26 protein-coding genes are annotated in these 25,078 nt (G+C 59.5%); 23 read left to right on the forward strand and 3 right to left on the reverse strand.

Going from position 1 to position 25,078, the window contains the following annotated elements:
* The first annotated feature begins 24 nt into the window (after nucleotides 1-24).
* From BWR59_RS11350 to BWR59_RS32785, 20 genes are all read left to right on the forward strand, one after another.
* Nucleotides 25-1,239, forward strand: coding sequence for an IscS subfamily cysteine desulfurase (locus BWR59_RS11350; protein WP_081565731.1), 1,215 nt, complete (start codon nucleotides 25-27; stop codon nucleotides 1,237-1,239).
* A gap of 92 nt (nucleotides 1,240-1,331) precedes the next feature.
* On the forward strand, nucleotides 1,332-1,718 hold the full coding sequence (iscU, locus tag BWR59_RS11355; RefSeq protein ID WP_062383507.1) for a Fe-S cluster assembly scaffold IscU: 387 nt from the start codon (nucleotides 1,332-1,334) through the stop codon (nucleotides 1,716-1,718).
* A gap of 38 nt (nucleotides 1,719-1,756) precedes the next feature.
* Nucleotides 1,757-2,080 (forward strand): iron-sulfur cluster assembly protein IscA, encoded by a 324-nt coding sequence (gene iscA / locus BWR59_RS11360; protein ID WP_074752840.1) that lies wholly within the window; start codon nucleotides 1,757-1,759, stop codon nucleotides 2,078-2,080.
* Between the two features lie 8 nt (nucleotides 2,081-2,088).
* Nucleotides 2,089-2,607, forward strand: coding sequence for a co-chaperone HscB (gene hscB, locus BWR59_RS11365; protein WP_081565732.1), 519 nt, complete (start codon nucleotides 2,089-2,091; stop codon nucleotides 2,605-2,607).
* 45 nt (nucleotides 2,608-2,652) lie between these two features.
* Entirely contained in the window at nucleotides 2,653-4,515 is a 1,863-nt protein-coding gene (gene hscA, locus BWR59_RS11370) for a Fe-S protein assembly chaperone HscA (RefSeq protein ID WP_081565733.1), read from the forward strand.
* A gap of 3 nt (nucleotides 4,516-4,518) precedes the next feature.
* Entirely contained in the window at nucleotides 4,519-4,860 is a 342-nt protein-coding gene (gene fdx / locus BWR59_RS11375; RefSeq protein WP_062383494.1) for an ISC system 2Fe-2S type ferredoxin, read from the forward strand.
* Between the two features lie 13 nt (nucleotides 4,861-4,873).
* The gene (gene iscX / locus BWR59_RS11380) at nucleotides 4,874-5,074 is read left to right on the forward strand and encodes a Fe-S cluster assembly protein IscX (RefSeq protein WP_081565734.1); all 201 of its coding nucleotides are present in this window, start codon (nucleotides 4,874-4,876) and stop codon (nucleotides 5,072-5,074) included.
* A 90-nt stretch (nucleotides 5,075-5,164) separates the two neighbouring features.
* The gene (ndk, locus tag BWR59_RS11385) at nucleotides 5,165-5,590 is read left to right on the forward strand and encodes a nucleoside-diphosphate kinase (protein ID WP_081565735.1); all 426 of its coding nucleotides are present in this window, start codon (nucleotides 5,165-5,167) and stop codon (nucleotides 5,588-5,590) included.
* 27 nt (nucleotides 5,591-5,617) lie between these two features.
* Nucleotides 5,618-6,766 (forward strand): 23S rRNA (adenine(2503)-C(2))-methyltransferase RlmN, encoded by a 1,149-nt coding sequence (rlmN, locus tag BWR59_RS11390; protein WP_081565736.1) that lies wholly within the window; start codon nucleotides 5,618-5,620, stop codon nucleotides 6,764-6,766.
* Between the two features lie 26 nt (nucleotides 6,767-6,792).
* Entirely contained in the window at nucleotides 6,793-7,551 is a 759-nt protein-coding gene (pilW, locus tag BWR59_RS11395; RefSeq protein WP_081565737.1) for a type IV pilus biogenesis/stability protein PilW, read from the forward strand.
* Entirely contained in the window at nucleotides 7,551-8,564 is a 1,014-nt protein-coding gene (locus BWR59_RS11400) for a RodZ family helix-turn-helix domain-containing protein (protein ID WP_081565738.1), read from the forward strand. Before pilW ends, BWR59_RS11400 begins: the two co-directional genes overlap by 1 nt.
* A 3-nt stretch (nucleotides 8,565-8,567) precedes the next feature.
* Nucleotides 8,568-9,677: a flavodoxin-dependent (E)-4-hydroxy-3-methylbut-2-enyl-diphosphate synthase gene (gene ispG / locus BWR59_RS11405; protein ID WP_081565739.1), complete on the forward strand. Its 1,110-nt coding sequence runs from the start codon at nucleotides 8,568-8,570 to the stop codon at nucleotides 9,675-9,677.
* A 21-nt stretch (nucleotides 9,678-9,698) separates the two neighbouring features.
* A complete protein-coding gene (hisS, locus tag BWR59_RS11410) occupies nucleotides 9,699-10,988 on the forward strand; it encodes a histidine--tRNA ligase (RefSeq protein WP_081565740.1) in 1,290 nt (429 codons plus the stop codon).
* A 36-nt stretch (nucleotides 10,989-11,024) separates the two neighbouring features.
* Nucleotides 11,025-11,666: a YfgM family protein gene (locus BWR59_RS11415; RefSeq protein ID WP_081565741.1), complete on the forward strand. Its 642-nt coding sequence runs from the start codon at nucleotides 11,025-11,027 to the stop codon at nucleotides 11,664-11,666.
* Nucleotides 11,659-12,810 carry an outer membrane protein assembly factor BamB gene (gene bamB / locus BWR59_RS11420; protein WP_081565742.1) on the forward strand — a complete coding sequence of 384 codons (1,152 nt, stop codon included), beginning with the start codon at nucleotides 11,659-11,661 and terminating at the stop codon, nucleotides 12,808-12,810. Before BWR59_RS11415 ends, bamB begins: the two co-directional genes overlap by 8 nt.
* A gap of 151 nt (nucleotides 12,811-12,961) precedes the next feature.
* Nucleotides 12,962-14,431 carry a ribosome biogenesis GTPase Der gene (gene der, locus BWR59_RS11425; RefSeq protein ID WP_081565743.1) on the forward strand — a complete coding sequence of 490 codons (1,470 nt, stop codon included), beginning with the start codon at nucleotides 12,962-12,964 and terminating at the stop codon, nucleotides 14,429-14,431.
* Nucleotides 14,432-14,549: 118 nt separating this feature from the next.
* A complete protein-coding gene (locus tag BWR59_RS11430; protein ID WP_081565744.1) occupies nucleotides 14,550-15,698 on the forward strand; it encodes a pyridoxal phosphate-dependent aminotransferase in 1,149 nt (382 codons plus the stop codon).
* The gene (locus tag BWR59_RS11435) at nucleotides 15,686-16,477 is read left to right on the forward strand and encodes an amidohydrolase (protein ID WP_081565745.1); all 792 of its coding nucleotides are present in this window, start codon (nucleotides 15,686-15,688) and stop codon (nucleotides 16,475-16,477) included. Before BWR59_RS11430 ends, BWR59_RS11435 begins: the two co-directional genes overlap by 13 nt.
* Nucleotides 16,478-16,535: 58 nt before the next feature.
* A complete protein-coding gene (locus BWR59_RS11440; protein ID WP_081565746.1) occupies nucleotides 16,536-16,976 on the forward strand; it encodes a hypothetical protein in 441 nt (146 codons plus the stop codon).
* A 121-nt stretch (nucleotides 16,977-17,097) separates the two neighbouring features.
* A complete protein-coding gene (locus tag BWR59_RS32785) occupies nucleotides 17,098-17,505 on the forward strand; it encodes a hypothetical protein (protein WP_230981993.1) in 408 nt (135 codons plus the stop codon).
* Between the two features lie 148 nt (nucleotides 17,506-17,653).
* On the opposite strand, the gene leuA is transcribed toward BWR59_RS32785, so the two are convergent.
* The 3 genes from leuA to xseA all read right to left on the reverse strand — a co-directional run bounded on the left by leuA (nucleotide 17,654) and on the right by xseA (nucleotide 21,893).
* Complete coding sequence (leuA, locus tag BWR59_RS11450; protein ID WP_081565747.1) at nucleotides 17,654-19,339, reverse strand: 2-isopropylmalate synthase; 1,686 nt, start codon at nucleotides 19,337-19,339, stop codon at nucleotides 17,654-17,656.
* 328 nt (nucleotides 19,340-19,667) lie between these two features.
* Entirely contained in the window at nucleotides 19,668-20,510 is an 843-nt protein-coding gene (locus BWR59_RS11455) for a peptidoglycan DD-metalloendopeptidase family protein (protein WP_081565748.1), read from the reverse strand.
* Nucleotides 20,511-20,513: 3 nt separating this feature from the next.
* On the reverse strand, nucleotides 20,514-21,893 hold the full coding sequence (gene xseA / locus BWR59_RS11460) for an exodeoxyribonuclease VII large subunit (protein ID WP_081566026.1): 1,380 nt from the start codon (nucleotides 21,891-21,893) through the stop codon (nucleotides 20,514-20,516).
* 87 nt (nucleotides 21,894-21,980) lie between these two features.
* On the opposite strand from xseA, the gene BWR59_RS11465 reads away from it, so the two are divergent.
* The 3 genes from BWR59_RS11465 to guaB all read left to right on the forward strand — a co-directional run bounded on the left by BWR59_RS11465 (nucleotide 21,981) and on the right by guaB (nucleotide 24,981).
* Nucleotides 21,981-22,766, forward strand: a complete 786-nt coding sequence (locus tag BWR59_RS11465) for a sulfite exporter TauE/SafE family protein (RefSeq protein WP_081565749.1) — start codon at nucleotides 21,981-21,983, stop codon at nucleotides 22,764-22,766.
* Nucleotides 22,767-22,836: 70 nt separating this feature from the next.
* Nucleotides 22,837-23,385, forward strand: coding sequence for a sugar ABC transporter ATPase (locus tag BWR59_RS11470; protein WP_081565750.1), 549 nt, complete (start codon nucleotides 22,837-22,839; stop codon nucleotides 23,383-23,385).
* A gap of 126 nt (nucleotides 23,386-23,511) precedes the next feature.
* Complete coding sequence (gene guaB / locus BWR59_RS11475) at nucleotides 23,512-24,981, forward strand: IMP dehydrogenase (RefSeq protein WP_081565751.1); 1,470 nt, start codon at nucleotides 23,512-23,514, stop codon at nucleotides 24,979-24,981.
* Nucleotides 24,982-25,078: the final 97 nt, after the last annotated feature.

Raw genomic sequence — 25,078 nt, forward strand, 5'->3', positions numbered from 1 at the left:
CGCCTGCCCGATAGGAGATATTCAATGAGATTGCCGATTTACCTCGATTATTCCGCGACGACCCCGGTCGATCCGCGTGTTGCGCAGAAAATGAGCGATTGCCTGCTGGTTGATGGCAACTTCGGTAACCCGGCGTCGCGCTCCCACGTTTTCGGCTGGAAAGCTGAAGAAGCGGTCGAGAATGCTCGCCGCCAGGTCGCAGACCTGGTCAATGCCGATCCCCGTGAAATCGTCTGGACCTCCGGTGCTACCGAGTCCGACAACCTGGCGATCAAAGGTGCGGCGCATTTCTACGGCACCAAAGGCAAGCACCTGATCACCAGCAAAATCGAACACAAGGCTGTCCTCGACACCATGCGCCAACTGGAGCGTGAAGGTTTCGAAGTCACCTACCTGGAACCGACCACCGACGGCCTGATCACTCCAGCGATGATCGAAGCTGTCCTGCGCGACGACACCATTCTGGTTTCGATCATGCACGTCAATAACGAAATCGGTACCGTCAACGACATCGCCGCGATTGGTGAGCTGACCCGTTCGCGTGGTGTGCTGTTCCATGTCGATGCTGCTCAGTCCACCGGCAAGGTCGATATCGATCTGTCGAAACTGAAAGTCGACATGATGTCCTTCTCCGCTCACAAGACTTACGGTCCGAAAGGTATCGGCGCGCTGTATGTCAGCCGCAAGCCACGCGTTCGCATCGAAGCCACCATGCACGGCGGCGGTCACGAGCGCGGCATGCGTTCCGGCACTCTGGCTACCCACCAGATCGTTGGCATGGGCGAAGCCTTCCGTGTTGCTAAAGAAGACATGGCCGCTGAAAACGTACGCATCAAGGCGTTGAGCGACCGCTTCTACAAGCAGGTCGAGCACCTTGAAGAGCTGTACGTCAACGGCAGCCTGACTGCTCGCGTGCCGCACAACCTGAACCTGAGCTTCAACTACGTCGAAGGCGAATCGCTGATCATGGCGCTCAAGGATCTGGCGGTTTCGTCCGGTTCCGCGTGCACCTCGGCTTCCCTTGAGCCTTCCTACGTGCTGCGCGCCCTGGGTCGCAACGATGAGCTGGCTCACAGCTCGATCCGTTTCACCTTCGGCCGCTTCACTACTGAAGAAGAAATCGATTGGGCCGCGCAGAAAGTTTGCGAGGCTGTCACCAAGCTGCGCGCTCTGTCGCCGCTGTGGGACATGTTCAAAGATGGCGTCGACATCTCGAAGATCGAGTGGGCCGCACACTAATTTGAAGTCGCCACACAAGCGGCACTTTTAAAACCTGATGCGGTAGTTTTTTAAGTGTCGCGAGAGCGACGAACCTGATGAGGATTTAGATCATGGCTTACAGCGAAAAGGTCATCGACCACTACGAAAACCCGCGCAACGTCGGCAAGATGAACGCGGAAGATCCTGATGTCGGCACCGGCATGGTCGGCGCTCCAGCGTGTGGCGACGTCATGCGCCTGCAGATCAAGGTCAACGAGCAAGGCATTATCGAAGACGCCAAGTTCAAGACCTACGGCTGCGGTTCGGCGATCGCCTCCAGCTCCCTGGCCACCGAGTGGATGAAGGGCAAGACTCTGGACGAAGCAGAGACCATCAAGAACACTCAGCTGGCTGAAGAACTGGCATTGCCGCCGGTGAAAATTCACTGCTCTGTACTCGCCGAAGACGCCATCAAGGCTGCCGTTCGCGATTACAAGCAGAAGAAAGGCCTGCTCTGAGCAGTCTTCATCCCGCTTGCAAGAAGTAAGGAGTCCTGATGGCTATCAGCATGACCGAAGCTGCCGCTAACCACGTGCGTCGTTCCCTCGAAGGGCGCGGCAAGGGTGATGGCATTCGTCTGGGTGTTCGCACCACAGGTTGTTCCGGCCTCGCGTACGTTCTCGAGTTCGTCGACGAGCCGGAAAGCGAAGATTCGGTGTTCGAATACCATGGCGTCAAGGTGATCATCGATCCCAAGAGCCTGGTTTATCTCGACGGCACCGAGCTCGATTTCGTCAAGGAAGGGTTGAACGAAGGCTTCAAGTTCAACAACCCGAACTCGCGCGGTGAATGTGGCTGCGGCGAAAGCTTCAACGTCTGAGGCTTATCGTGGGTACTCCTTGTCATTTCGCTTTATTCGATCTGCAGCCGGGTTTCCGTCTGGATCTCGACCTGCTGGCGACGCGTTATCGCGAGCTTGCCCGTAGCGTGCACCCCGACCGCTTCGCTGACGCTTCCGAGCGTGAGCAGCGCGTTGCGCTGGAGCGCTCGGCAAGTTTGAATGACGCCTACCAGACGCTGAAAAACGCGCCGAAACGGGCGCGTTATCTATTGGCGCTCAAGGGCGAAGTTCCGCTTGAAGTCACCGTGCATGACCCCGATTTTCTGATGCAGCAGATGCAATGGCGCGAAGAACTCGAGGACTTGCAGGACGAAGCGGATCTGGACGGCGTCGCGGTATTCAAGCGTCGGCTCAAGGTAGCGCAGGAAGAACTGAACGAAAGCTTCGCGGCCTGTTGGGATGATGCTGCACAGCGTGAGCAGGCCGAAAGGCTGATGCGCCGCATGCAGTTCCTCGACAAGCTCTCCTACGAAGTGCGCCAGCTGGAAGAGCGCCTCGACGATTAACCCCGCGCCGCCCTTGGGCGGCGCGCCAGTGATATCAGAAAAGCAATGGCTCTACTGCAGATCGCCGAACCCGGCCAAAGTCCTAAACCTCATCAGCGCCGTCTGGCCGTCGGGATCGATCTCGGCACCACCAACTCGCTGGTGGCTGCGTTGCGCAGCGGCATCAGTGAACCCCTTCCCGATCAGAACGGGCAGGTCATCCTGCCGTCGGCGGTGCGTTACCACGCAGATCGCGTCGAAGTCGGCCAGTCCGCCAAGGATGCTGCCGCCACCGATCCGCTGAACACCATCATCTCGGTCAAGCGCCTGATGGGCCGCGGCATCTCCGACGTGAAGCATCTGGGTGAGCAACTGCCTTACCGCTTCATTGGCGGCGAGTCGCACATGCCGTTCATCGAGACCGTTCAGGGTCCGAAAAGCCCGGTGGAAATCTCCGCTGACATTCTGAAGGTGCTGCGTCAGCGCGCTGAAGCGACGTTGGGCGGCGATCTGGTAGGCGCGGTGATCACCGTTCCTGCCTACTTCGACGATGCTCAGCGCCAGGCGACCAAGGACGCCGCCAAGCTGGCGGGTCTGACCGTGCTGCGTCTGCTCAACGAGCCAACCGCAGCGGCCGTGGCTTATGGTCTTGATCAGAACGCTGAGGGCGTGGTCGCCATCTACGATCTGGGCGGTGGCACGTTCGATATCTCGATTCTCCGTCTGACTGGCGGGGTCTTTGAAGTCATGGCCACCGGCGGCGACAGCGCTCTGGGTGGCGACGATTTCGACCATGCCATTGCCAGCTGGATCATCACTGAGGCCGGTTTGTCGGAAGACCTCGATCCTTCCGCTCAGCGCAGCCTGATGCAGACCGCTTGCGCCGCCAAGGAAGCGCTGACCGATACCGATTCGGTCGAAGTGGTACATGGCGCCTGGGCTGGCACGCTGACTCGCGCTGGATTCGACGCGCTGATCGAGCCAATGATCGCCCGCAGCCTCAAGGCTTGCCGCCGTGCCGTGCGTGATTGCGGCATCGAGCTGGACGAAGTCGAAGCCGTGGTTATGGTTGGCGGTTCGACTCGGGTGCCGCGCGTGCGTGAAGCCGTTGCCGATCTGTTCGGTCGTCAGCCTCTGACCGAGATCGATCCGGATCAGGTTGTCGCCATTGGTGCAGCAATCCAGGCCGATACCCTGGCGGGCAACAAGCGTGACGGCGGCGAACTGTTGCTGCTGGACGTGATCCCGCTGTCGCTCGGTCTTGAGACCATGGGTGGGCTAATGGAGAAGGTGATTCCACGCAACACCACGATCCCGGTCGCCCGTGCTCAAGAGTTCACCACTTATAAAGACGGCCAGTCGGCCATGATGATTCACGTGCTGCAAGGCGAACGTGAACTGATCAGTGACTGCCGTTCCCTGGCGCGTTTCGATCTGCGCGGTATCCCCGCGATGGTCGCCGGCGCTGCCAAGATTCGTGTCACCTTCCAGGTCGATGCCGACGGTCTGCTGAGCGTTTCCGCTCGTGAACTGGCGTCCGGCGTGGAATCAAGCATCCAGGTCAAGCCTTCGTACGGCCTGACCGACGGCGAGATCGCGCGGATGCTCAAGGACTCGTTCCAGTATGCCGGTGACGACAAGGTCGCTCGCGTGTTGCGTGAGCAGCAGGTCGACGCCCAGCGTCTGATCGAAGCCGTCGAAGGTGCGCTGCAGGCCGACGGCGAGCGTTTGCTCGACGCCGAAGAGCGCATGGTCATCGAGATGCAGGTGGACGAACTCCGTGAATTGATGAAGGGCACCGACGGTGCGGCCATCGAGCAGCAGACCAAGCGTCTGTCGCAGGTGACCGATGCGTTCGCGGCCCGCCGCCTGGACTCGACGGTAAAAGCCGCGTTGTCAGGGCGCAACCTGAATGAGATTGAGGAATAACTGATGCCGCAGGTCATTTTTCTGCCACACGCCGAGCATTGCCCGGACGGTATGGTTGTCGAGGCCGAAACCGGCAAGTCAATTCTCGAAGTGGCGCATGACAATCACATCGAAATCGAGAGTGCCTGCGGTGGTGTCTGCGCCTGCACCACTTGTCACTGCATCATCCGCGAGGGCTTCAATTCGCTGGAAGAGGCCGACGAGCTGGAAGAGGACTATCTTGATCGTGCCTGGGGTCTGGAAGCGCAATCGCGTCTGTCTTGCCAGGCAAAGGTCGGGACTGAAGACCTGACCGTCGAAATACCGAAATATTCGCTTAACCATGCAGCTGAAGCGCCGCACTGACCGAGGTATTGTCATGAGCTACGGTTGGAATGATGTACAGCGTATCGCTGAAGAATTGTACGAGGCCCATCCGGATACCGATCCGTATTCGGTGGGTTTCGTCAAACTGCAACAGATGATCAAACAGCTGCCCGATTTCGACGACACCTCCGGCAGGGTCGGGGAGAAGGTGCTGGAAGCGGTTCAGACCCTTTGGGCCGCTGAAAAAGACTGATCATCTCTGCACGTTAGGCAATACACCAGAACCCGCGTATAATTCGCGGGTTTAATTTTTCGCAACAATCACCGTTTCTGGAGTTACACCATGGCTGTTCAACGTACTTTCTCGATCATCAAGCCTGACGCCGTTGCTAAAAACGTAATCGGCGAAATCACCACCCGCTTCGAAAAAGCCGGTCTGCGTGTTGTGGCTTCGAAACTGAAGCAACTGTCCAAGGCCGAAGCAGAAGGTTTCTACGCTGAGCACAGCGCTCGTGGTTTCTTCGGCGACCTGGTTGCTTTCATGACTTCCGGTCCGGTTGTCGTTCAGGTTCTGGAAGGCGAAAACGCCATCCTGGCGAACCGTGAGCTGATGGGCGCTACCAACCCTAAAGAAGCTGCTGCCGGCACCATCCGTGCTGACTTCGCAGAATCGATTGACGCCAACGCTGTTCATGGCTCCGATTCCGAAGCTGCCGCTGCTCGCGAAATCGCTTACTTCTTCGCTGCTACCGAGGTAACCACTCGCTAAGCTGCTGCTGCGAGTGAGGGTGAATCCATGACTGATACAACTGGCAAAATCAACCTGTTGGGTCTGACCCAACCGGAAATGGAAAAATTCTTCGAGTCCATCGGGGAGAAACGCTTCCGCGCCGGTCAGGTCATGAAGTGGATTCACCATTTTGGCGTCGATAATTTCGAGGCCATGACGAACGTCGGCAAGGCGCTGCGCGAAAAGCTCGAGCGCCGTGCCGAAATTCGTGGTCCTGAAGTCGTCAGCGAGGACATCTCCACCGACGGTACCCGTAAATGGGTCGTTCGCGTGGCGTCCGGCAGCTGCGTCGAGACCGTCTACATTCCGCAGGGCAAGCGTGGCACGTTGTGTGTTTCGTCCCAGGCGGGCTGTGCGCTGGATTGCAGTTTCTGCTCTACCGGCAAGCAAGGCTTCAACAGCAACCTCACCGCCGCCGAAGTCATCGGTCAGGTGTGGATTGCCAACAAATCTTTCGGCAGTGTCCCGGCTACCGTCGACCGTGCCATCACCAACGTGGTGATGATGGGCATGGGTGAGCCATTGCTGAACTTCGACAATGTCATTTCTGCAATGCATCTGATGATGGATGACTTCGGGTATGGCATTTCCAAGCGCCGGGTGACCCTGTCCACCTCCGGCGTGGTCCCGATGATCGATGAGCTGGCCAAGCACATCGACGTCTCGCTGGCCCTCTCGCTGCACGCGCCAAACGACGCACTGCGCAACCAGCTGGTACCGATCAACAAGAAGTACCCCTTGAAGATGCTGCTCGAGTCCTGCCGCAGGTATATGTCGGCACTGGGCGAGAAGCGCGTCCTGACCATCGAGTACACGCTGCTCAAGGACATCAACGACCGTCCAGAGCACGCCGTCGAGATGATCGAGTTGCTCAAGGATACGCCTTGCAAGATCAACCTGATTCCGTTCAACCCGTTTCCGCATTCGGGCTACGAGCGCCCGAGCAACAACGCGATCCGTCGTTTCCAGGATCTGCTGCATCAAGCGGGCTACAACGTCACCGTGCGCACCACCCGTGGTGAGGACATCGATGCTGCCTGTGGCCAGTTGGTCGGGCAGGTAATGGACCGCACTCGCCGCAGCGAACGCTACATCGCTGTGCGTGAGCTCAGTGCCGAGGCCGAAGGGACTCAGGCTGCTGCGGCTCGCACCTGATTGCGAAATTGACTGAGAGGATCTCTATGTCCCTGCGCGCTGGGCTGCTGCTGTGTTTTGCCTCGTTGCTGGTTGGTTGTGTCTCCACTGGCAACGTCGATCCGCTGAGTACCGGCAAGGGACGTGATGAAGCTCGTCAAGCCTATGTGCAATTGGGGCTGGGGTATCTGCAGCAAGGCCAGATGGAGCGCGCCAAGGCCCCGTTGAAGAAAGCGCTGGAGCTGGACAGCTCCGACGCCGACGCGAATGCCGCGCTGGGCTTGGTGTTTCAGGCTGAACTGGAGCCCGAGCTGGCCAGTCAGTATTACACCAAGGCACTGTCTTCTCGTCCCAGGGATGCGCGCATCCTCAACAACTACGGTGGTTTTCTTTACGAGCAGAAGCGCTACAAGGAAGCTTACGAGCGCTTTCAGCAGGCCGCCGATGATAATCTCTATTCCGAGCGCGCCAGGGTTTTCGAGAACCTGGGGATGACCTCGCTGAAGCTGGGTAATCGCGACGTCGCGCTGGAAGAATTCACCAAAGCCTTGAGGCTTGATCGTCAACAACCGCGTGCATTGCTGGAAATGGCTGAGTTGTCTTACGAAGACAGGCATTATGTGCCGGCGCGTGACTATTACGACCGTTTCAGCCAGCTTAGCGAGCAGAATGCACGTAGTCTGTTGCTGGGCACACGGTTGGCGAAGATTTATGACGATCGCAACAAGGCAGCCAGTTATGGCCTGCAACTGAAAAGACTCTATCCCGGTACGCCGGAATATCAGCAATACCTGTCGGAGCAATGATGAAAGCGGCGCATCCCGAAGTTGTAGCAGCCACTCGTACGAACCCCGGTGAAACGTTGCGCCAGGCTCGCGAGAGTAAAAACTGGTCGCTGCCAGATGTGGCTTTGAGGCTGAACCTCACCGCGACTTCCCTCGGCTATGTGGAGTCGGGCGATTTTGACAAGCTCCCGGGCCATACCTTTGCCCGGGGCTACATTCGTGCGTACGCAAAATTGATGGACCTGGATCAGGCCGCTTTGGTGAGCCAGTTCGACCAGTACACCGGCACAGACGGCAAAGGCAGCAACGTTCATGCCCTGGGCCGCATCGAAGAACCCGTGCGCCTGTCCCATAACATCTTGCGTATCGTCAGCCTGTTGCTGCTGGTGGCGTTGATCGGTGGTGGTTTTGTCTGGTGGCAGGATCAGGCGACCTTGCGTGGCAAGGAACCGACCAACCTGGGCATGGAGCACGTCGAAGTCGAGAGTGCCGACGGCACCACCCAGATTCATCCGCTGGACGAGCCCGAAGATCAGGCCGTCGCCGAAGCGCAGAACAACACCGGGCCTCTGCCGCTCAATAACGCTGAGCCCGCCGCGCCAGCAGCTTTGACGCCCGCTACGCCGACTGCAACGGCACCTGTAGCGGGTACGCCAGTGCCCGCGCCTGCTCATGGCACGCCAGCAACACCGGCAGCGCCAGCTCACTCCACACCGACGACTCCGGCCACAGCAGCAACGCCTGCACCTACGCCTGCACCTGCGCCGGTTGAGGCAGCGCCTGCTCCGGCAGGCTTTGGTCAGGTCCAGATTCAGTTCACCGCCGATTGCTGGTTCCAGATCACCGATGGCAACGGCAAAGTGCTGACCAGCGGCCTCAAGCGTACTGGCGACAGCGTCAATGTCAGTGGCAAACCGCCTCTGGCAGTGCGCCTGGGTGTCGCCCGCGCCGCACAGGTCAGCTACAACGGTCAGCCGGTGGACGTCACACCTTTCACTTCGGGCCAGACGGCTCGCATGAAGCTGGGGCAATAAGTCATGCACGGCGAATCTCCGATCAAACGTCGCGAATCTCGTAAAATCTGGGTCGGCTCCGTGCCGGTCGGCGGTGATGCGCCGATCGCGGTACAAAGCATGACCAACAGTGACACCAACGATGTCGCTGCCACCGTCGCCCAGATCAACCGTCTTGAAGCCGCGGGCGTGGACATCGTCCGCATTTCCGTCCCGGACATGGACGCCGCCGAGGCGTTCGGGCGCATCAAGCAACTGGTCAAGGTGCCGCTGGTTGCCGACATCCATTTCGACTACAAGATCGCCCTGCGTGTGGCTGAGCTCGGCGTCGATTGTCTGCGGATCAATCCGGGCAACATCGGTCGGGAAGATCGCGTACGTGCGGTGGTCGATGCCGCTCGCGACCGTGGCATCCCGATTCGTATCGGCGTCAACGCCGGCTCTCTGGAAAAAGACCTGCAGAAGAAGTACGGCGAGCCAACGCCCGCGGCGCTGGTCGAGTCCGCATTGCGTCACGTCGACCACCTTGATCGCCTGGATTTTCAGGACTTCAAGGTCAGCGTAAAGGCTTCTGATGTGTTCATGGCTGTCGAAGCCTACCGCCTGCTGGCCAAACAAATCGTCCAGCCATTGCATCTGGGCATCACCGAAGCCGGTGGTTTGCGTTCAGGCACAGTGAAATCGGCCGTCGGCCTAGGTATGCTGCTGGCCGAAGGAATCGGCGATACCATCCGTATCTCGCTGGCCGCCGATCCGGTCGAGGAAGTGAAAGTCGGTTACGACATCCTCAAGTCGCTGCACCTGCGTTCCCGTGGCATCAACTTCATCGCCTGCCCGAGCTGCTCGCGGCAGAACTTCGATGTGGTCAAGACCATGAACGAGCTGGAAGGGCGCCTTGAAGATCTGCTGGTCCCGCTCGATGTCGCGGTGATCGGCTGTGTGGTGAACGGTCCTGGCGAAGCCAAGGAGGCGCATATCGGCCTCACTGGCGGTACGCCGAACCTGATCTACATCGATGGCAAGCCGTCGCAAAAGCTGACCAATGACAATCTGGTGGACGAGCTCGAACGCTTGATCCGCGAGAAAGCGGCCGAGAAGGTCCAGGCCGACGCAGCGCTGATCGTTCGCGGCTAACCCAGTTTCCAAGGAATTTTTGTGAGTAAGTCTCTGCAAGCCATCCGTGGCATGAACGACATCCTGCCGGACCAGACGCCCCTGTGGCGCTATTTCGAAGGCACCGTATCGCGTTTGCTGGATAACTACGGTTATCGCCAGATCCGCATGCCGATCGTCGAGTTCACCGACCTGTTCAAGCGTTCCATCGGCGAAGTCACCGACATCGTCGAAAAAGAGATGTACACCTTCGCCGACCGCAACGGTGACTCGCTGACCCTGCGCCCTGAAGGCACGGCGGCCTGCGTGCGCGCTGTGCTGGAGCACGGCATCACCGGTGGTGGCCAGGTTCAGAAACTGTGGTACATCGGCCCGATGTTCCGCCACGAGCGTCCGCAAAAAGGCCGTTATCGCCAGTTCCACCAGATTGGCTGTGAAGTGTTCAACCTCGACGGTCCGGACATCGACGCCGAGCTGATCGTGCTGACCTGGCGCCTGTGGGGCCTGTTGGGCATCCGCAATGCGGTCAAGCTCGAACTCAACAGTCTGGGCACCAGCGAAGCCCGTGGGCGCTATCGTGAGGCCCTGGTCGAATACCTGTCGGCCCGCCTGGAGCAACTGGACGAAGACAGCCAGCGCCGTCTGAAAACCAACCCGCTGCGCGTGCTCGACACCAAGCATCCTGAAACCCAGGCTGTGCTGGTCGATGCGCCGAAGCTTGCGGACTATCTGGATGAAGAGTCCCGTGTTCACTTCGAGGGCCTCAAGGCGCGTCTCGATGCGGCCGGCATTCCTTACGTGATCAATCCGAAACTGGTTCGCGGCCTGGACTACTACAGCAAGACCGTTTTCGAATGGGTCACCGATCAACTGGGCGCTCAGGGCACTGTCTGCGCGGGCGGTCGTTACGACGGTCTGGTCGAACAGATGGGTGGCAAGCCAACCACTGGCGTAGGTTTTGCCATGGGTATCGAGCGTCTGGTGCTGCTGCTGGAAACCCTTGAGCAGGTCCCGGAAGAAATCTCGCGCACCATCGACGTTTACGTCTGTGCCTTCGGTGAAGCCGCAGAGCTGGCCGCACTGGCATTGTCCGAGCGTCTGCGCGATCAGGCACCGAACCTGCGCCTGCAGGTGAACGCCGGAGCTGGCAGCTTCAAGAGCCAGTTCAAGAAGGCCGACAAGAGCGGCGCGCTGTATGCGCTGATCCTGGGTGACGAAGAACTGGCTCGCAAGGAAGTGGGCGTCAAGCCTCTGCGCGGTCAGGGCGAACAACAAAATATTGCCTGGGATGCTCTGTCCGAGCACCTGGCCACCTGCGTCGTGCAGGGTTGAAGCTGATAAACAGCCGATTTAGATAGGAGTATTGGGGTGTCGAGTACCGATGATGAACAGCTGGCGGCGGTAAAAGACTGGTGGCAGCGTAACGGCAAGCCCCTGGTCACCGGCGGTCTGCTCGCGGTGGTCGTTGTGTTGGGCTGGCAAGCCTGGCACCGCTATCAGAACAACCAGGCCCAGGGTGCCTCGGCCCTTTACCAGCAGTTGCTGGAAACGGCGCTGACTCCAAGCGGCCAGGCCGATGCCGGTCGTGTGGCTGAAATCGCCGGCAAGCTGAAAAGCGATTTTGGCGGCACTCCTTACGCCCAGTACGGCAGCCTGTTCGTGGCCAAGGTCGCGGTCGACACCGGCAAGCTGGACGACGCTGCAAGCGAACTGAAGGCCATCAATGACAAGCCGGCCAACCCGACGCTGGGCGAAATCGCTCGTCAGCGTCTGGCCCGCGTGCTGGCAGCACAGAACAAGGCAGAAGACGCGCTGAAACTGCTCGACGGCGATGCCGACAAGGCTTTCGCGGCCAGCCGTGAAGAGCTGCGTGGCGACCTGCTGGTTCAGCTGGGTCGTACCGACGATGCTTACGCTGCTTATAAAAAGGCCAAGGCTGCGCTTTCCGAGGAAGCGGCGGTGGGTGGCCTGCAAATGAAGCTCGACGATCTGGCGAAAGGGGATGCGTGACGTGATTCGTTGGAAACATGCAGCATTGCTGGCTCTGGCCATTCTGGCCGCGGGTTGCAGCAGCAACAGCAAAAAAGAATTGCCTCCGGCCGAGCTGACCGACTTCAAAGAAGAAGTGGTTCTGCAGAAGCTGTGGAGCCGCTCGGTCGGTGATGGCCAGGGGGACATCTACAACATGCTGGTTCCGGCCATCGACGGCGAGAACATCTACGCCGCCGATGCCAACGGTCTGGTCATGGCGATCAACCGCAGCAACGGCGACGTGGTCTGGAAGAAAGAGCTTGAGCAGCCTGTTTCCGGCGCTGTCGGCGTAGGTTTCGGCATGGTCATGCTCGGCACCCTGCGTGGCGAAGTGATCGTTCTTGACGAAGCCACCGGCGAGCAGAAGTGGAAGGCCAAGGCCACCAGTGAAGTCCTGTCTTCTCCGGCAACCAACGGCGATGTCGTGGTTGCCCAGACTCAGGATGATAAGGTCATCGGTTACGATGCCGCCACTGGCAACCAGCGCTGGATCTACGACAGCAGCCCTGCGGTCTTGACCCTGCGTGGCACTGGTGCACCGATCGTCACCAATCAACTGGCCGTTGCAGGCCTGTCGACTGGCAAGGTCGTGGCGCTCGACGTCAGCAACGGCGTGCCTGTCTGGGAACAACGGGTTGCGATTCCGCAAGGTCGTTCCGAGCTGGATCGTGTGGTCGACATCGACGGCGGTCTGCTGCTGTCGGGTACTACGCTGTATGTCGCGACCTATCAGGGTCGTGTAGCAGGTCTGGAACTGCAGAGCGGCCGTGTGCTGTGGCAGCGTGATGCGTCGAGCTATTCGGGTGTAGCCCAGGGCTTCGGCAGCGTTTACGTTTCCCTGGCCAACGGCACTGTCGAAGGCGTCGATGAGCGTTCTTCCACTGCGTTGTGGAGCAACGACTCTCTGGCCCGTCGTCAACTCGGCTCGCCGGAAGTGTTCTCCAGCTATGTAGCGGTCGGCGACATGGAAGGCTATCTGCATCTGCTGAGCCAGGTCGACGGTCACTTCGTTGGCCGTGAAAAGATCGACAGTGACGGCCTGCGTGCGCGCCCACTGGTGTCTGGCAACACCATTTACGTCTTCGGCAACAGCGGCAAGCTGGAAGCCCTGACGATCAAGTAGTGGCTGTTTATGCTTGAGGAGGCTGGCGTACCGGCTTTCCTCGAGCGGCCCCGCGCTGACGGGGCTTGCGGCACTTGGGTGCCGCTCCGAACTCCGGCCGCTGCCTTGCAGCGGCTTTTGTATTTTCTGAAATAACGAAGTGGAGAGCCGCATGGTTCCCGTAATCGCCCTGGTGGGTCGACCGAACGTCGGCAAGTCCACCTTGTTCAACCGCCTGACCAGGACTCGCGACGCCATCGTCGGCGACTTGTCCGGTCTGACCCGTGATCGCCAATACGGTGAGGCCAAGTGGCAAGGGCGTACCTACATCCTGATCGACACCGGCGGTATCTCCGGTGATGAACATGGCATGGACGAAAAGATGGCAGAGCAGTCGCTGCTGGCAATCGAAGAAGCCGATGTCGTGCTGTTCCTGGTTGACGCCAAGGCTGGCTTTACCGCCGCCGACCAGATGATTGGCGAGCACCTGCGCAAGCGCAACAAGACCTCGTACGTGGTCGCAAACAAGGTCGACAACATCGACCCTGACATGGCCCGCGCCGAGTTCGCCCCGTTGGGCATGGGTGACGCGATCCCGGTTGCCGGTGCTCACGGTCGTGGCATCACGCAGATGCTGGAAATCGCCTTGCGCGAATTCCCCAAAGACGCCGATGAGCCCGAAGAAGGCGAAGAGGAAGAGGTTGCCGAAGGCGAAGAAGCCAAGCGCATTCCTGGTCCGAGCGAGAAGGATGGCATCAAGATCGCGATCATCGGCCGTCCGAACGTGGGCAAGTCGACGCTGGTCAACCGGATGCTGGGCGAAGACCGCGTCATCGTCTACGACGAGCCCGGAACCACCCGTGACAGTATCTACATTCCGTTCGAGCGCAATGAAGAGAAATACACGCTGATCGACACCGCCGGTGTGCGCAAGCGCGGGAAGATCCACGAGGAAGTCGAAAAGTTCTCCGTGGTGAAAACCTTGCAGGCGATCAAGGACGCCAACGTGGTGATCTTCGTCATGGACGCCCGCGAAGGTGTGGTCGATCACGACCTCAACCTGCTCGGTTTTGCGCTTGAAGCAGGTCGCGCTCTGGTCATCGCGCTGAACAAGTGGGACGGCATGGTGCCGAGCGAACGCGATTACGTGAAGACTGAGCTGGAACGCCGGTTGTTCTTCGTCGACTTCGCGGACATTCACTTCATCTCCGCGTTGCACGGCACGGGTGTGGGCAACCTGTACCAGTCGGTGCAGAACTCGTTCAAGTCAGCCGTCACCCGCTGGCCGACCAGTCGTCTGACGCAGATCCTCGAAGATGCGGTCAGCGAGCACGCGCCACCGATGGTTGCCAGCCGCCGCATCAAGCTGCGCTATGCCCACCTGGGCGGCGCCAACCCGCCGATCATTGTGATTCACGGTAACCAGGTCGACAAGGTTCCGAAGTCGTACGTCCGTTACCTCGAAAACACCTACCGCCGCGTGCTCAAGCTGGTCGGTACACCGATCCGCATCGAGTTCAAGGGTGGCGAAAACCCGTACGAAGGCAACAAGAACACGCTGACCGACCGCCAGGTCAACAAGAAGCGTCGCTTGATGTCGCACCACAAGAAGGCCAACAAGAAGCGCAAGGATAAGCGCTGATTGTGTAATGGACTTTCTCGGAAAAGGCGCCAATGGCGCCTTTTTTTGTGCCTGACATCTGGGCTATCCTGCGAGACCCCGTGCCGTTCTGGAGCCGGGTGTGGAGCAGGAAAACCCCATGATCACCAGCAAATTGCCGAACGTTGGCACCACCATCTTTACCGTGATGTCCCAGCTTGCAGCCGAAACCGGGGCGATCAATCTTTCTCAGGGTTTTCCCGATTTCGACGGCCCCGACGCACTGCGCGAGGCTCTTTGCCGCCACACCATGGACGGCCATAACCAATACGCGCCGATGGCCGGGCTGCCTGCCTTGCGTGAGCAGGTTGCCGCGAAGATCACCCGCTCTTATGGGCGTCAGGTCGACATGAACACCGAGGTCACGATCACCCCCGGTGCCACCCACGGGATTTTCTGTGCGATCCAGACTGTGGTGCGTGCAGGCGACGAAGTGATCGTCTTCGATCCAAGTTACGACAGCTACGAGCCTTCGGTTGAACTGGCCGGTGGTCGCTGTGTGCATGTGCAGCTCAAGGATGGCGACTTCTCCATCGACTGGGAGAAGTTCAGCGCTGCGCTGAGTCCGCGTACTCGCATGGTCATCATCAACACGCCACACAACCCAAGTGGTGCGCTGATCACTCGCAGCGAGCTGGATCAATTGGCAGCATTGATCCGTGATCGCGACATTTATCTGGTCAGCGATGAAGTCTACGAGCACCTGGTGTTCGATGGCGTCAAGCATGCCAGCGTCTTGGCCCACGAAGAGTTGTATGAGCGTGCCTTTGTGGTCAGCTCGTTCGGCAAGACCTACCACGTCACCGGCTGGAAAACCGGCTATCTGGTCGCGCCCCCCGCGCTGACTGCCGAGATGCGCAAGATCCACCAATTCGTAGGTTTCTGTGGCGTGACGCCGCTGCAATGGGCGCTGGCCGATTTCATGGCCGCGTGTCCCGAGCATGTCGAGGAGTTGCCCGCGTTCTACCAGGCCAAGCGTGATTTCTTCTGCGATCGCCTGGAGTCGTCGCGTTTCACCTTCACGCGCGCGTCGGGCACCTACTTCCAGTTGGTCGATTATTCGCAGATTCGCCCCGACCTCAACGACGTCGACATGTCCCTGTGGATGACCCGCGAACATGGCGTGGCGAGCATTCCGATTTCAGTGTTTTACCAAAGCCCGCCTGAAGGCCAGCGCATCATTCGCCTGTGCTTTCCAAAGCGAGAGGAGACGTTGCGTCAGGCAGCGGAAAAACTATGCGCGATCTGAGCAACCTGTCGAATCTGAACATCGCGCTGGTGCAGACCACGCTGGTCTGGCACGACTGCAAGGCCAACCATGCGCACTTCGAAGAATTGCTGGAGCAGGCGCAAGGCGCCGATCTGGTGATTCTGCCGGAGATGTTCACCACCGGTTTCTCGATGGATTCCGAAACCCTCGCCGAGCCGGAAAACGGCGTTACGTCCAAGTGGCTGCTGGCGCAGGCCAAACGCATCAATGCAGTGGTCACCGGCAGCATCATCGTGCGTGCAGCCGATGGCAGCCATCGCAACCGCTTGCTGTGGGCGCGCCCTGATGGCGAGTTGTTGCATTACGACAAACGTCACCTGTTCCGCATGGCGGGCGAGCACGAGCATTACAGCCCGGGCGAGCGTCAGGTGCAGTTCGAACTCAAGGGTTGGAGGATTCGTCCGCTGATCTGTTATGACCTGCGGTTCCCGGTGTGGAGTCGCGGCGCGCAGGATACCGATCTGCTGTTGTACACGGCGAACTGGCCGGGAGCCCGCCGTCAGCACTGGAACCGCTTGTTGCCGGCGCGGGCCATCGAAAACCTGTGTTATGTCGCAGCCGTCAACCGCATTGGCACGGACGGCAAGGGTTTTGCCTACACCGGTGACAGTCAGGTGCTGGACTTCCAGGGTGAAAGCCTGCTGAACATCGGCGAGGCCGATGGCGTATTCCACGTCAGTCTGTCTGCCGAAAGCTTGTCGGCGTACCGGCACAAATTCCCGGCATATCTCGACGCTGATACATTCGAGATACACTAAGTTCATAGAGTTTGCAGGGGGCGCGGTCGATAGCGTTGTACCAATACAGGAGATCGGTATGACCACCATCAACGCTTCCTCACTCACTTCTTACTCCAGCAGCTTCACCGTTGCGGTCAAGAAAGACACCACGACCGCTACGGCTGACAGCGACGACACCTCGACCACCGCTGCCGCTGCAACTACGTCCGCATCCGGCACGACCGCTGCTGGCGGTGCAGGTGGCGCCGGCGGAGCGGGCGGCACTTCTGATTCCTCCAGCGAAAGCGAGCAGGCCATCGAGAAGCTGGAGCAGCAGATCAAGGAAACCGAAAAGCGCCTGCAGGAACAGGAGCAGCAGCTGGCTGCCGCTCAGGCCGGAAAAGGCTCGGATGAAGAGAAATCCCAGCGGGTCATGGCGATCCAGGGGCAGATTTCCACCACGACCGCCAGCCTGGCCACTCAGGAAGCGGCGCTGGTTCAACTGCAGAAATCCGGCAGCATCAACACCACCGCCTGACAATCCGCCGCAGAACCGCTCCATGGCCCAAGGCTGTGGAGCATTTTCGCGCGCGCGAAATGATGACCTTCAGTTCTTTGTAAGCTGGCCGATACAAAGTGCACTAAACAAGGAGTTCATCATGACCACGATCAATACGAGTTCGTTGAGTACCTACTCCAGCGCGTTTTCCGTTGGCTTCAAGAATGACGAATCCACCAAGAGCGACGCGACCACGGCCAGCGTGAACCTGCGTGGCAACGTCTACGAAGAGCCGAAGGCGGCGGGGGCGAGCAAGTCTGAAGGCGGGGGCACGCCGCGCGAACAGGCGATCAAGCAGTTGCAGGAGCAGATCAAACAGACCCAGAAGATGCTTGAGCAACAGCAGCAGCAATTGGCTGCCGCTCAAAGCAGCAAGGCGCCTGAGCAAGAGAAGGCGGCGCAGGTCATGGCGATCCAGCAACAGATCTCCGGAACCATGGCGCAATTAGGCGCCCAGCAGGCTTCGTTGATGGAGTTGATGAAGGGCAGCGTCAATACCACTGCCTGACCCATCCCGCTCCAATGAAAAGGCCCTGAAGCGTCTGCTTCAGGGCCTTTTTTATTTCCGGTTCAAACACCATTCCTGTATCAGTCCGGCTTGCCGATGGTGGAGCATTTGAGATCGAAGCCGGACCGTTAGAGGTCTAGCGTCTCGATCAAGCAGCTTCGGCGGCGGCCTCTGCCTGCAAGAGCGCACGGTTCAGCGCGCTGAACAGGGCCTTGAAGCTGGCGGTGGTGATGTTTTCATCGATGCCTACGCCATGTACCGCACGCCCGCCATCCACACGCAGTTCGATGTAGGCAGCGGCCTTGGCCGTGGTGCCTGCGCCAATGGCGTGTTCGTTGTAGTCCATGATTTCCGCCTTGACTGGCAGGCCGGCAACCAGAGCTTCCAGAGCACCATTGCCTTTGCCGCGCCAGTGCAGGTTGCTCTCGCCGTCGCCCTTGGCGGCAACTTCTACTTCCACGGCGCTGTGGCCGTTTTCTTCCTGCAGACGATGGCTGACCAACGCGTACGGCTTGTTGGCTTGCAGGTATTCACGCTTGAACAGCGAGTAGATCTGCTCGGCGGTCATCTCCAGGCCCAGACGGTCGGTTTCACCCTGAACCACCTGGCTGAACTCGATCTGCATGCGACGTGGCAGCGAAATGCCGTATTCCTGTTCGAGCAGGTAGGTAATACCGCCCTTGCCGGACTGGCTATTCACGCGAATGACAGCTTCATAGCTGCGGCCGATGTCCGCCGGGTCGATGGGCAGGTAAGGCACTTCCCACAGCGTACCTTCCTTCTGCTGGCTAAAGCCCTTGCGGATGGCGTCCTGGTGCGAGCCGGAGAAGGCGGTGTGAACCAGATCGCCGACATACGGGTGACGTGGATGAACCGGAATCTGGTTGCACTCTTCGACGACCTTGCGCACGCCGTCAATGTCGGAGAAGTCCAGTTGCGGATTCAGACCCTGGGTGTACATGTTCAGGGCGACGGTCACCAGATCGACGTTACCGGTGCGTTCGCCGTTGCCGAACAGGCAACCTTCGACGCGATCCGCGCCAGCCATCAGGCCCAGTTCGGTGGCGGCAACGCCGGTGCCACGGTCGTTGTGGGTGTGCAGGCTGATGATCACGCTGTCACGACGGCTGATGTTGCGGCAGAACCACTCGATCTGGTCGGCATAGATGTTCGGCGTCGCCACCTCTACGGTCGCAGGCAGGTTGAGGATCACCTTGTTCTGCGGCGTAGCGTTCCACACTTCAATCACGGCGTCGCAGACTTCCTTGGCGAAATCCAGTTCGGTGGCGCTGAAGGTTTCAGGGGAGTACTCGAATTGCCACTGGGTTTCCGGCTGCTGGGCGGCGTATTTGACGAACAGCTTGGCGGCGTTGACCGCGATGGCCTTGATACCGTCCTTGTCTTGATTGAAGACAATGCGACGGAAGGATGGCGAGGTAGCGTTGTACAGGTGAACGATGGCCTTCTTGGCACCGCGCAGGGATTCGAAAGTACGCGCGATCAAGTCTTCGCGGCCTTGAGTCAGCACTTGAATGGTGGTGTCGTCCGGGATGTGGCCGTCTTCGATCAGGGTGCGTACGAAGTCGAAGTCGGTCTGCGATGCCGCCGGGAAGGACGCTTCGATTTCTTTCACGCCGACCTGCACCAGGGTTTTCCAGAAACGCAGTTTCTTGACCGCATCCATCGGCTCGATCAGCGACTGGTTACCGTCACGCAGGTCGGAACTGCACCAGATCGGCACTTCGGTAATGGTCTTGGAAGGCCAGGTACGGTCGGGCAGGTCGATGACAGGAAACGCGCGGTACTTCTGCGAGGGATCTTTGAGCATGGTCATGTGAATAATCCTTTTTGTATTCAGGGCCGAAAGAAGGCGGCCAGCCGTTTAATACGAAGTGTTGGTCGAGGCACCGCGATTTAGCCTGGCAGTCGTGCACTGACGAGACTGAGGCAGCGGTGTTGACGCAGCAGGATGAGGTTTTGAGAGGCTTTCATATGTCCAAACGTAACCAATAGGGTGAAAGCTGGCAAGCAGTTGGAAAAAATTGGGAGAAGTTTCCGGTTATCTCGCTGTTAAGAGATTTTGTAGCTTATGTGGTCGTCTTTTCGAGATTTAATTGCCGAGCATCCAGGCTCGGCGCAAATCGAAGCGCTGATGGACATGGCTACGGCTGGAACGCGTTGATGAAGATTGCCGGGTCCACTCGTGCATCATTCAGGCTGACGTTCCAGTGCATGTGCGGACCAGTGGCTCGGCCTGTGGAGCCAACGCGTCCGACCACGCCACCGCGCGGCACGGCGTCGCCGACTTTCACGTCGATCTTCGACATGTGGCAGAACATGCTGATGAAGCCCTGACCGTGGTCGACGAACACTGTGTTGCCGTTGAAGAAGTAGTTGCCGATCAGAATCACCTTGCCCGCAGCCGGGGACTTTATCGGTGTGCCCGCCGGAACGGCGAAATCCAGCCCTGCATGAGGATTGCGCTCTTCGCCGTTGAAGAAGCGGCGTACGCCGAACTTGCTCGACATCGGGCCATCGACCGGCTTGTCCAGCAACAGATTGCTCGGCGTACCGGGGGTGAAGCTGCGATAAGCGCGGACTTGTACGTCCAGCTCCTGCTCGATGCGTTTGAGGTCGTCCGGATTCGGATTGACCTGACGCTGGTTCTTCAGCGTGATGTGCTGCTCGGGGTATTTCTTGCTGCCTACGCTGAATGGCAGATTGCGGCCGCCACTGTTCACCTGTTGCGAGGTGCCGGGTTTGATCGTCAACGGGATACCCACGATCGCCAGCCAGCGCGCGTCCTGATCCTTGACCACCAGCACCGGTTTGCCCTGCCAGGTGGCTTTCGGTGCCTGGGCTGCGGGGCCAAGATCGACCACCGCAACACCTCCTGGCACTGGTTTGTTCAACAGGCGCGAGATATAGCTGTCGGCGTGGGCCGGTAGCGTCACGCAAAGGGCCAGCGCGACGCCAGCCAGGGAGCGAGTAATGAAGGGCAGCATCGATCAGTCCAGAAGAGAAAGGGTAACGGGCGTCAGGTGATTGTCCTCGACCCGCACTCGCAACTCGCCCTCGGCGAGTCTGGCGGTCAGGCGCTGGCCGGTATGGGTCTGTTCGGCGGCGCGAATGGCTCTGCCTCGCTCGTCCAGCAGGATGCTGTAGCCGCGACCCAGTGTTGCCAACGGGCTGACGACGTTCAGCGTCTGCACCTGACTCTGCAGTTGCAGTCGGCGCGTCTTGAGGTTTTCCTTGATCGCTCGCGGCAAGCGCTCGGCCAATACATCCAGGCGCTGGCGCAGGAACGCCAGCGTGCGTCCGGGATGTTGCGCGGCCAGACGGCTTTCAAGATGGCTCATGCGCACCTGACGCTTGTGCATCTGTTGCTCGAAAGCCCGGCGCAGCCGCATGTCCAGATCGTCCAGGCGTTGCGCGCGCTGGCGCAGACGTTCGCCCGGGTGACGCAAACGCCGCGAGATACCGTCCAGACGCAGTCGTTCACGCATCAGACGATCCTGCATGCGGCTGATCAACCGCCGTTGCAGGCTTTCGACGCGCCGGTGCAGGTCGCTGGAGTCAGGCGCCAGCAGCTCTGCGGCAGCGGAAGGCGTCGGGGCGCGGACGTCGGCGACGAAGTCACTGATGGAAACATCGGTTTCGTGTCCGACCGCGCTGACGATAGGTGTCACGCAGGCATCGATGGCGCGCGCCACGGCTTCTTCATTGAAACACCAGAGGTCTTCCAGCGAGCCGCCCCCGCGAGCAAGGATCAATGCGTCGAAGCCGCGTGCGTCCGCCAGTTTCAGGGCGCGCACGATCTGGTTGATGGCTTCCCGGCCTTGCACGGCAGTAGGGATCAGCGTCAGTTCGACTTGCGGCGCACGACGGCGGAACACGCTGATGATGTCGCGAATCACGGCGCCGGTAGGTGAACTGATGATACCGATGCGTTGCGGGTGCAAGGGCAGGGCAACCTTGCGCTCGGCACTGAACAGGCCTTCGGCGCTGAGTTTTTCCTTCAAGGCATCGAAGGCCAGACGCAATGCGCCATCGCCGGCGGGTTCGATGGTATCGAGGATCAGCTGATAGTCGCCGCGGCCTTCGAACAGCGAAACCTTGCCGCGCACCTTCACTGCCAGACCGTCTTTCAGCGCCTGACGCACCCGGGCCGCATTGCTCCGAAACAGCGCGCAACGCACTTGGGCGCCGGAGTCCTTGAGCGTGAAGTAGACGTGGCCGGAGGCCGGGCGCGACAGGTTGGAAATCTCGCCCTCGACCCAGATGCTTGAGAAAACGTCCTCCAGCAACACGCGCGCGCGGCCGTTGAGCTGGCTGACAGTGAGGACTTCCCGGTCAAGGCCGAGTCTTGCGAAGGGGTCTTTGATCATGGCAGGCATGATAAAGGCATTGGGGCACGCTGTCGTGTCCGCGAGTTCGAGTATGCTGTGCCGCTTTCGCCCGTCCATGGAGGAAAAATGCTCGCCACCTTTGCCGACCTTTCAGCAGCCTTCAACCAATTGGGCCTGACGCCGCTCGATTGGCTCTTTATAGAAGGCGGCGTGATCGCGGCCTATCTGGTGTTTGCCATCGCCGGATTCGGCACGGCCTTGGTCGCAGGCCCTGTGCTGATCCATTTCATGCCGCTGTCCCGGATCATTCCGTTGCTGGTCATGCTGGATTTCCTCGCGGCGTTCAGCCACCTGCTGCCGTCGCGGCAATCGGTGGTGCGTTCGGAACTGCTCAGAATGGTGCCGTGCATGGCGGTCGGCTGTACGCTGGGCGTGTTGTTTCTGCTCAATCTCAAGTCCGACGTTCTGCTGCTATTGATGGGCCTGTTTCTGATCGGCTATTCGATCTACAGCCTGGCGGTAAAAGTGCGTCCGACCCAACTGTCGGCGGGCTGGTCTATTCCAATGGGTACCGTGGGCGGCCTGTTCGGTGCGCTGTTCGGCAGTGGCGGCTTCTTATATGCGATCTATCTCAATGGTCGTCTGACCGACAAGACCCAGGCCCGCGCCACGCAAAATGCCCTGATCAGTTGCAGCACCATCGTGCGCCTGAGCCTGTTCGTGATCACTGGGGTATATGCGCAGATTTCCCTGTTACTGCTGGCGGTCTGTCTACTGCCTGCAATGATTGTCGGTTCCTGGATCGGCCGTCATCTGGTCGTGCGCCTGTCACGGGAGATGTTCGTGCGTCTGGTGACCTGGATGGTACTGATCAGCGGGATCACGCTCATCGCTCGCTACCTCGCCGGCTGAAAGCCATACTTGACGTTGTTGACGGTGGTATTAAGCTGCCGCCCCCGATTCAACGTCAGCCAGGCTCGTCATGAACACCCAAAGCATCATCGTCCCGCAAATCTCCAGCTTTCCTGCGCATGACGCGAAGGCACGGGCGATCCTGCGCTGGCTGGTAAAGCTGAATGTGGTCGAGGAGTCGCTGACCACCTGCGGGCGCAGTTTCAATCGCATGGCCTACGCCATTGCGCCCGGTGCGCGGCGCTTCGTCGAAAACCCTGAAGCCCTGCCTTACGGTCAGCCGGTCAATGGCCTGGAGATCGTGCTCAAGCGCTGCATCTATACGCCGCAGCAGGGTTTCAAGGAGGAGGCCGGTTGCCCGGAGTGTCGACGTGAAATCGGTGAGGCGCTGTTCGACAGCCTCGAAGAGTGGATGCCGGGCCATACCGATAATTTCATCTGCCCGGAATGCCGCCACGAAGACGACATCAACGGCTTCCTGTTCCTCGACCCCTGCGGCTTTTCCAACCTGGGGTTCATCTTCAATGACTGGCTGGATGCCGGGTTCAAGGCCAGCTTTGTGGAAGAGTTCGCCGAACGTCTGGATCGTCCGGTGTCGTTCGTCAAAGTCCGCTTATAACGGCGGATAAGAGCGATAGAGCGGCTCCATCGTCTTGATTATGAAATAGCCTGATCTTTACATTGAGCAAGGGCAGGTGTCTGGGTATAATGGCGCGCTTCCATTTTCCCGCTCGGGAGCCCAGCGATGCTGCGTATCAGCCAAGAAGCCCTTACATTCGACGACATTCTCCTTGTGCCCGGTTATTCCGAGGTGCTTCCCAACGAAGTCAGTCTGAAAACCCGATTGACCCGTGGCATCGAACTGAACATCCCCCTCGTTTCCGCCGCTATGGACACCGTCACTGAAGCCCGTTTGGCAATCGCCATGGCTCAGGAAGGTGGCATCGGCATCATCCACAAGAACATGACCGTCGAGCAGCAAGCTGCCGAAGTGCGCAAGGTCAAGAAGTTCGAAGCGGGTGTGGTCAAGGACCCGATCACCATCGAGGCGGATGCCACGGTTCGTGATCTGTTCGAACTGACCCGTCAACACAACATTTCCGGCGTACCGGTCCTGCACGACGGCGAGCTCGTCGGCATCGTGACCTCTCGCGACGTCCGTTTCGAAAACCGTCTTGACGTCCCTGTCCGCGAAGTGATGACGCCTAAAGAGCGTCTGGTCACCGTCCGCGAAGGTGCCGACAAGTACGAAGTTCGCGACCTGCTGCACAAGCATCGTCTGGAAAAAGTCCTGATCGTCGACGACAAGTTCGCGCTCAAGGGCATGATGACCGTCAAGGACATCGAGAAATCCAAAGCCTACCCGCTGGCCAGCAAGGATGATCAAGGTCGTCTGCGCGTCGGCGCAGCTGTCGGTACCGGTAAAGACACTGGTGAGCGCGTCAGCGCTCTGGTCGCTGCCGGCGTTGACGTCATCGTCGTCGACACCGCTCACGGTCACTCCAAAGGCGTGATCGACCGCGTTCGCTGGGTCAAGCAGAACTTCCCTGACGTACAGGTCATCGGCGGCAACATCGCCACCGGCGCTGCTGCTCGCGCGCTGGTCGAAGCGGGCGCTGACGGCGTCAAGGTCGGTATCGGCCCTGGCTCCATCTGCACCACCCGTATCGTGGCTGGCGTCGGCGTACCGCAAATCAGCGCCATCGCCAACGTCGCTTCCGCACTGGAAGGTACTGACGTTCCCCTGATCGCCGATGGCGGCATCCGTTTCTCCGGTGACCTGTCCAAGGCCATCGTGGCCGGCGCCTACTGTGTGATGATGGGCTCGATGTTCGCCGGTACCGAAGAAGCACCGGGCGAGATCGAACTGTTCCAGGGTCGTTCGTACAAGGCGTACCGCGGCATGGGTTCGCTGGGTGCGATGTCCCAGGCGCAAGGTTCTTCGGACCGCTACTTCCAGGACTCCTCGGAAGGTGCTGAAAAACTGGTACCGGAAGGTATCGAAGGCCGCGTTGCCTACAAGGGCTCGCTGACTGCCATCGTTCACCAGTTGATGGGCGGCCTGCGTTCCTCCATGGGCTACACCGGCAGCGCCGACATTCAGGAAATGCGCACCAAGCCTGAATTCGTCCGCATCACCGGCGCCGGCATGGCCGAGTCTCACGTCCACGACGTGCAGATCACCAAGGAAGCGCCGAACTATCGCGTAGGTTGATCTGGAATGCGCCTGGTGTTTCGGGCGCGTTTCAAAAGAATTGTGTAGCGGGGCTGTTCAACACAGCCCCGTCTTGTTTCTGATTTTCGACGAGAAT

It is taken from the genome of Pseudomonas sp. Bc-h, assembly GCF_002080045.1.
GTDB lineage: Bacteria > Pseudomonadota > Gammaproteobacteria > Pseudomonadales > Pseudomonadaceae > Aquipseudomonas.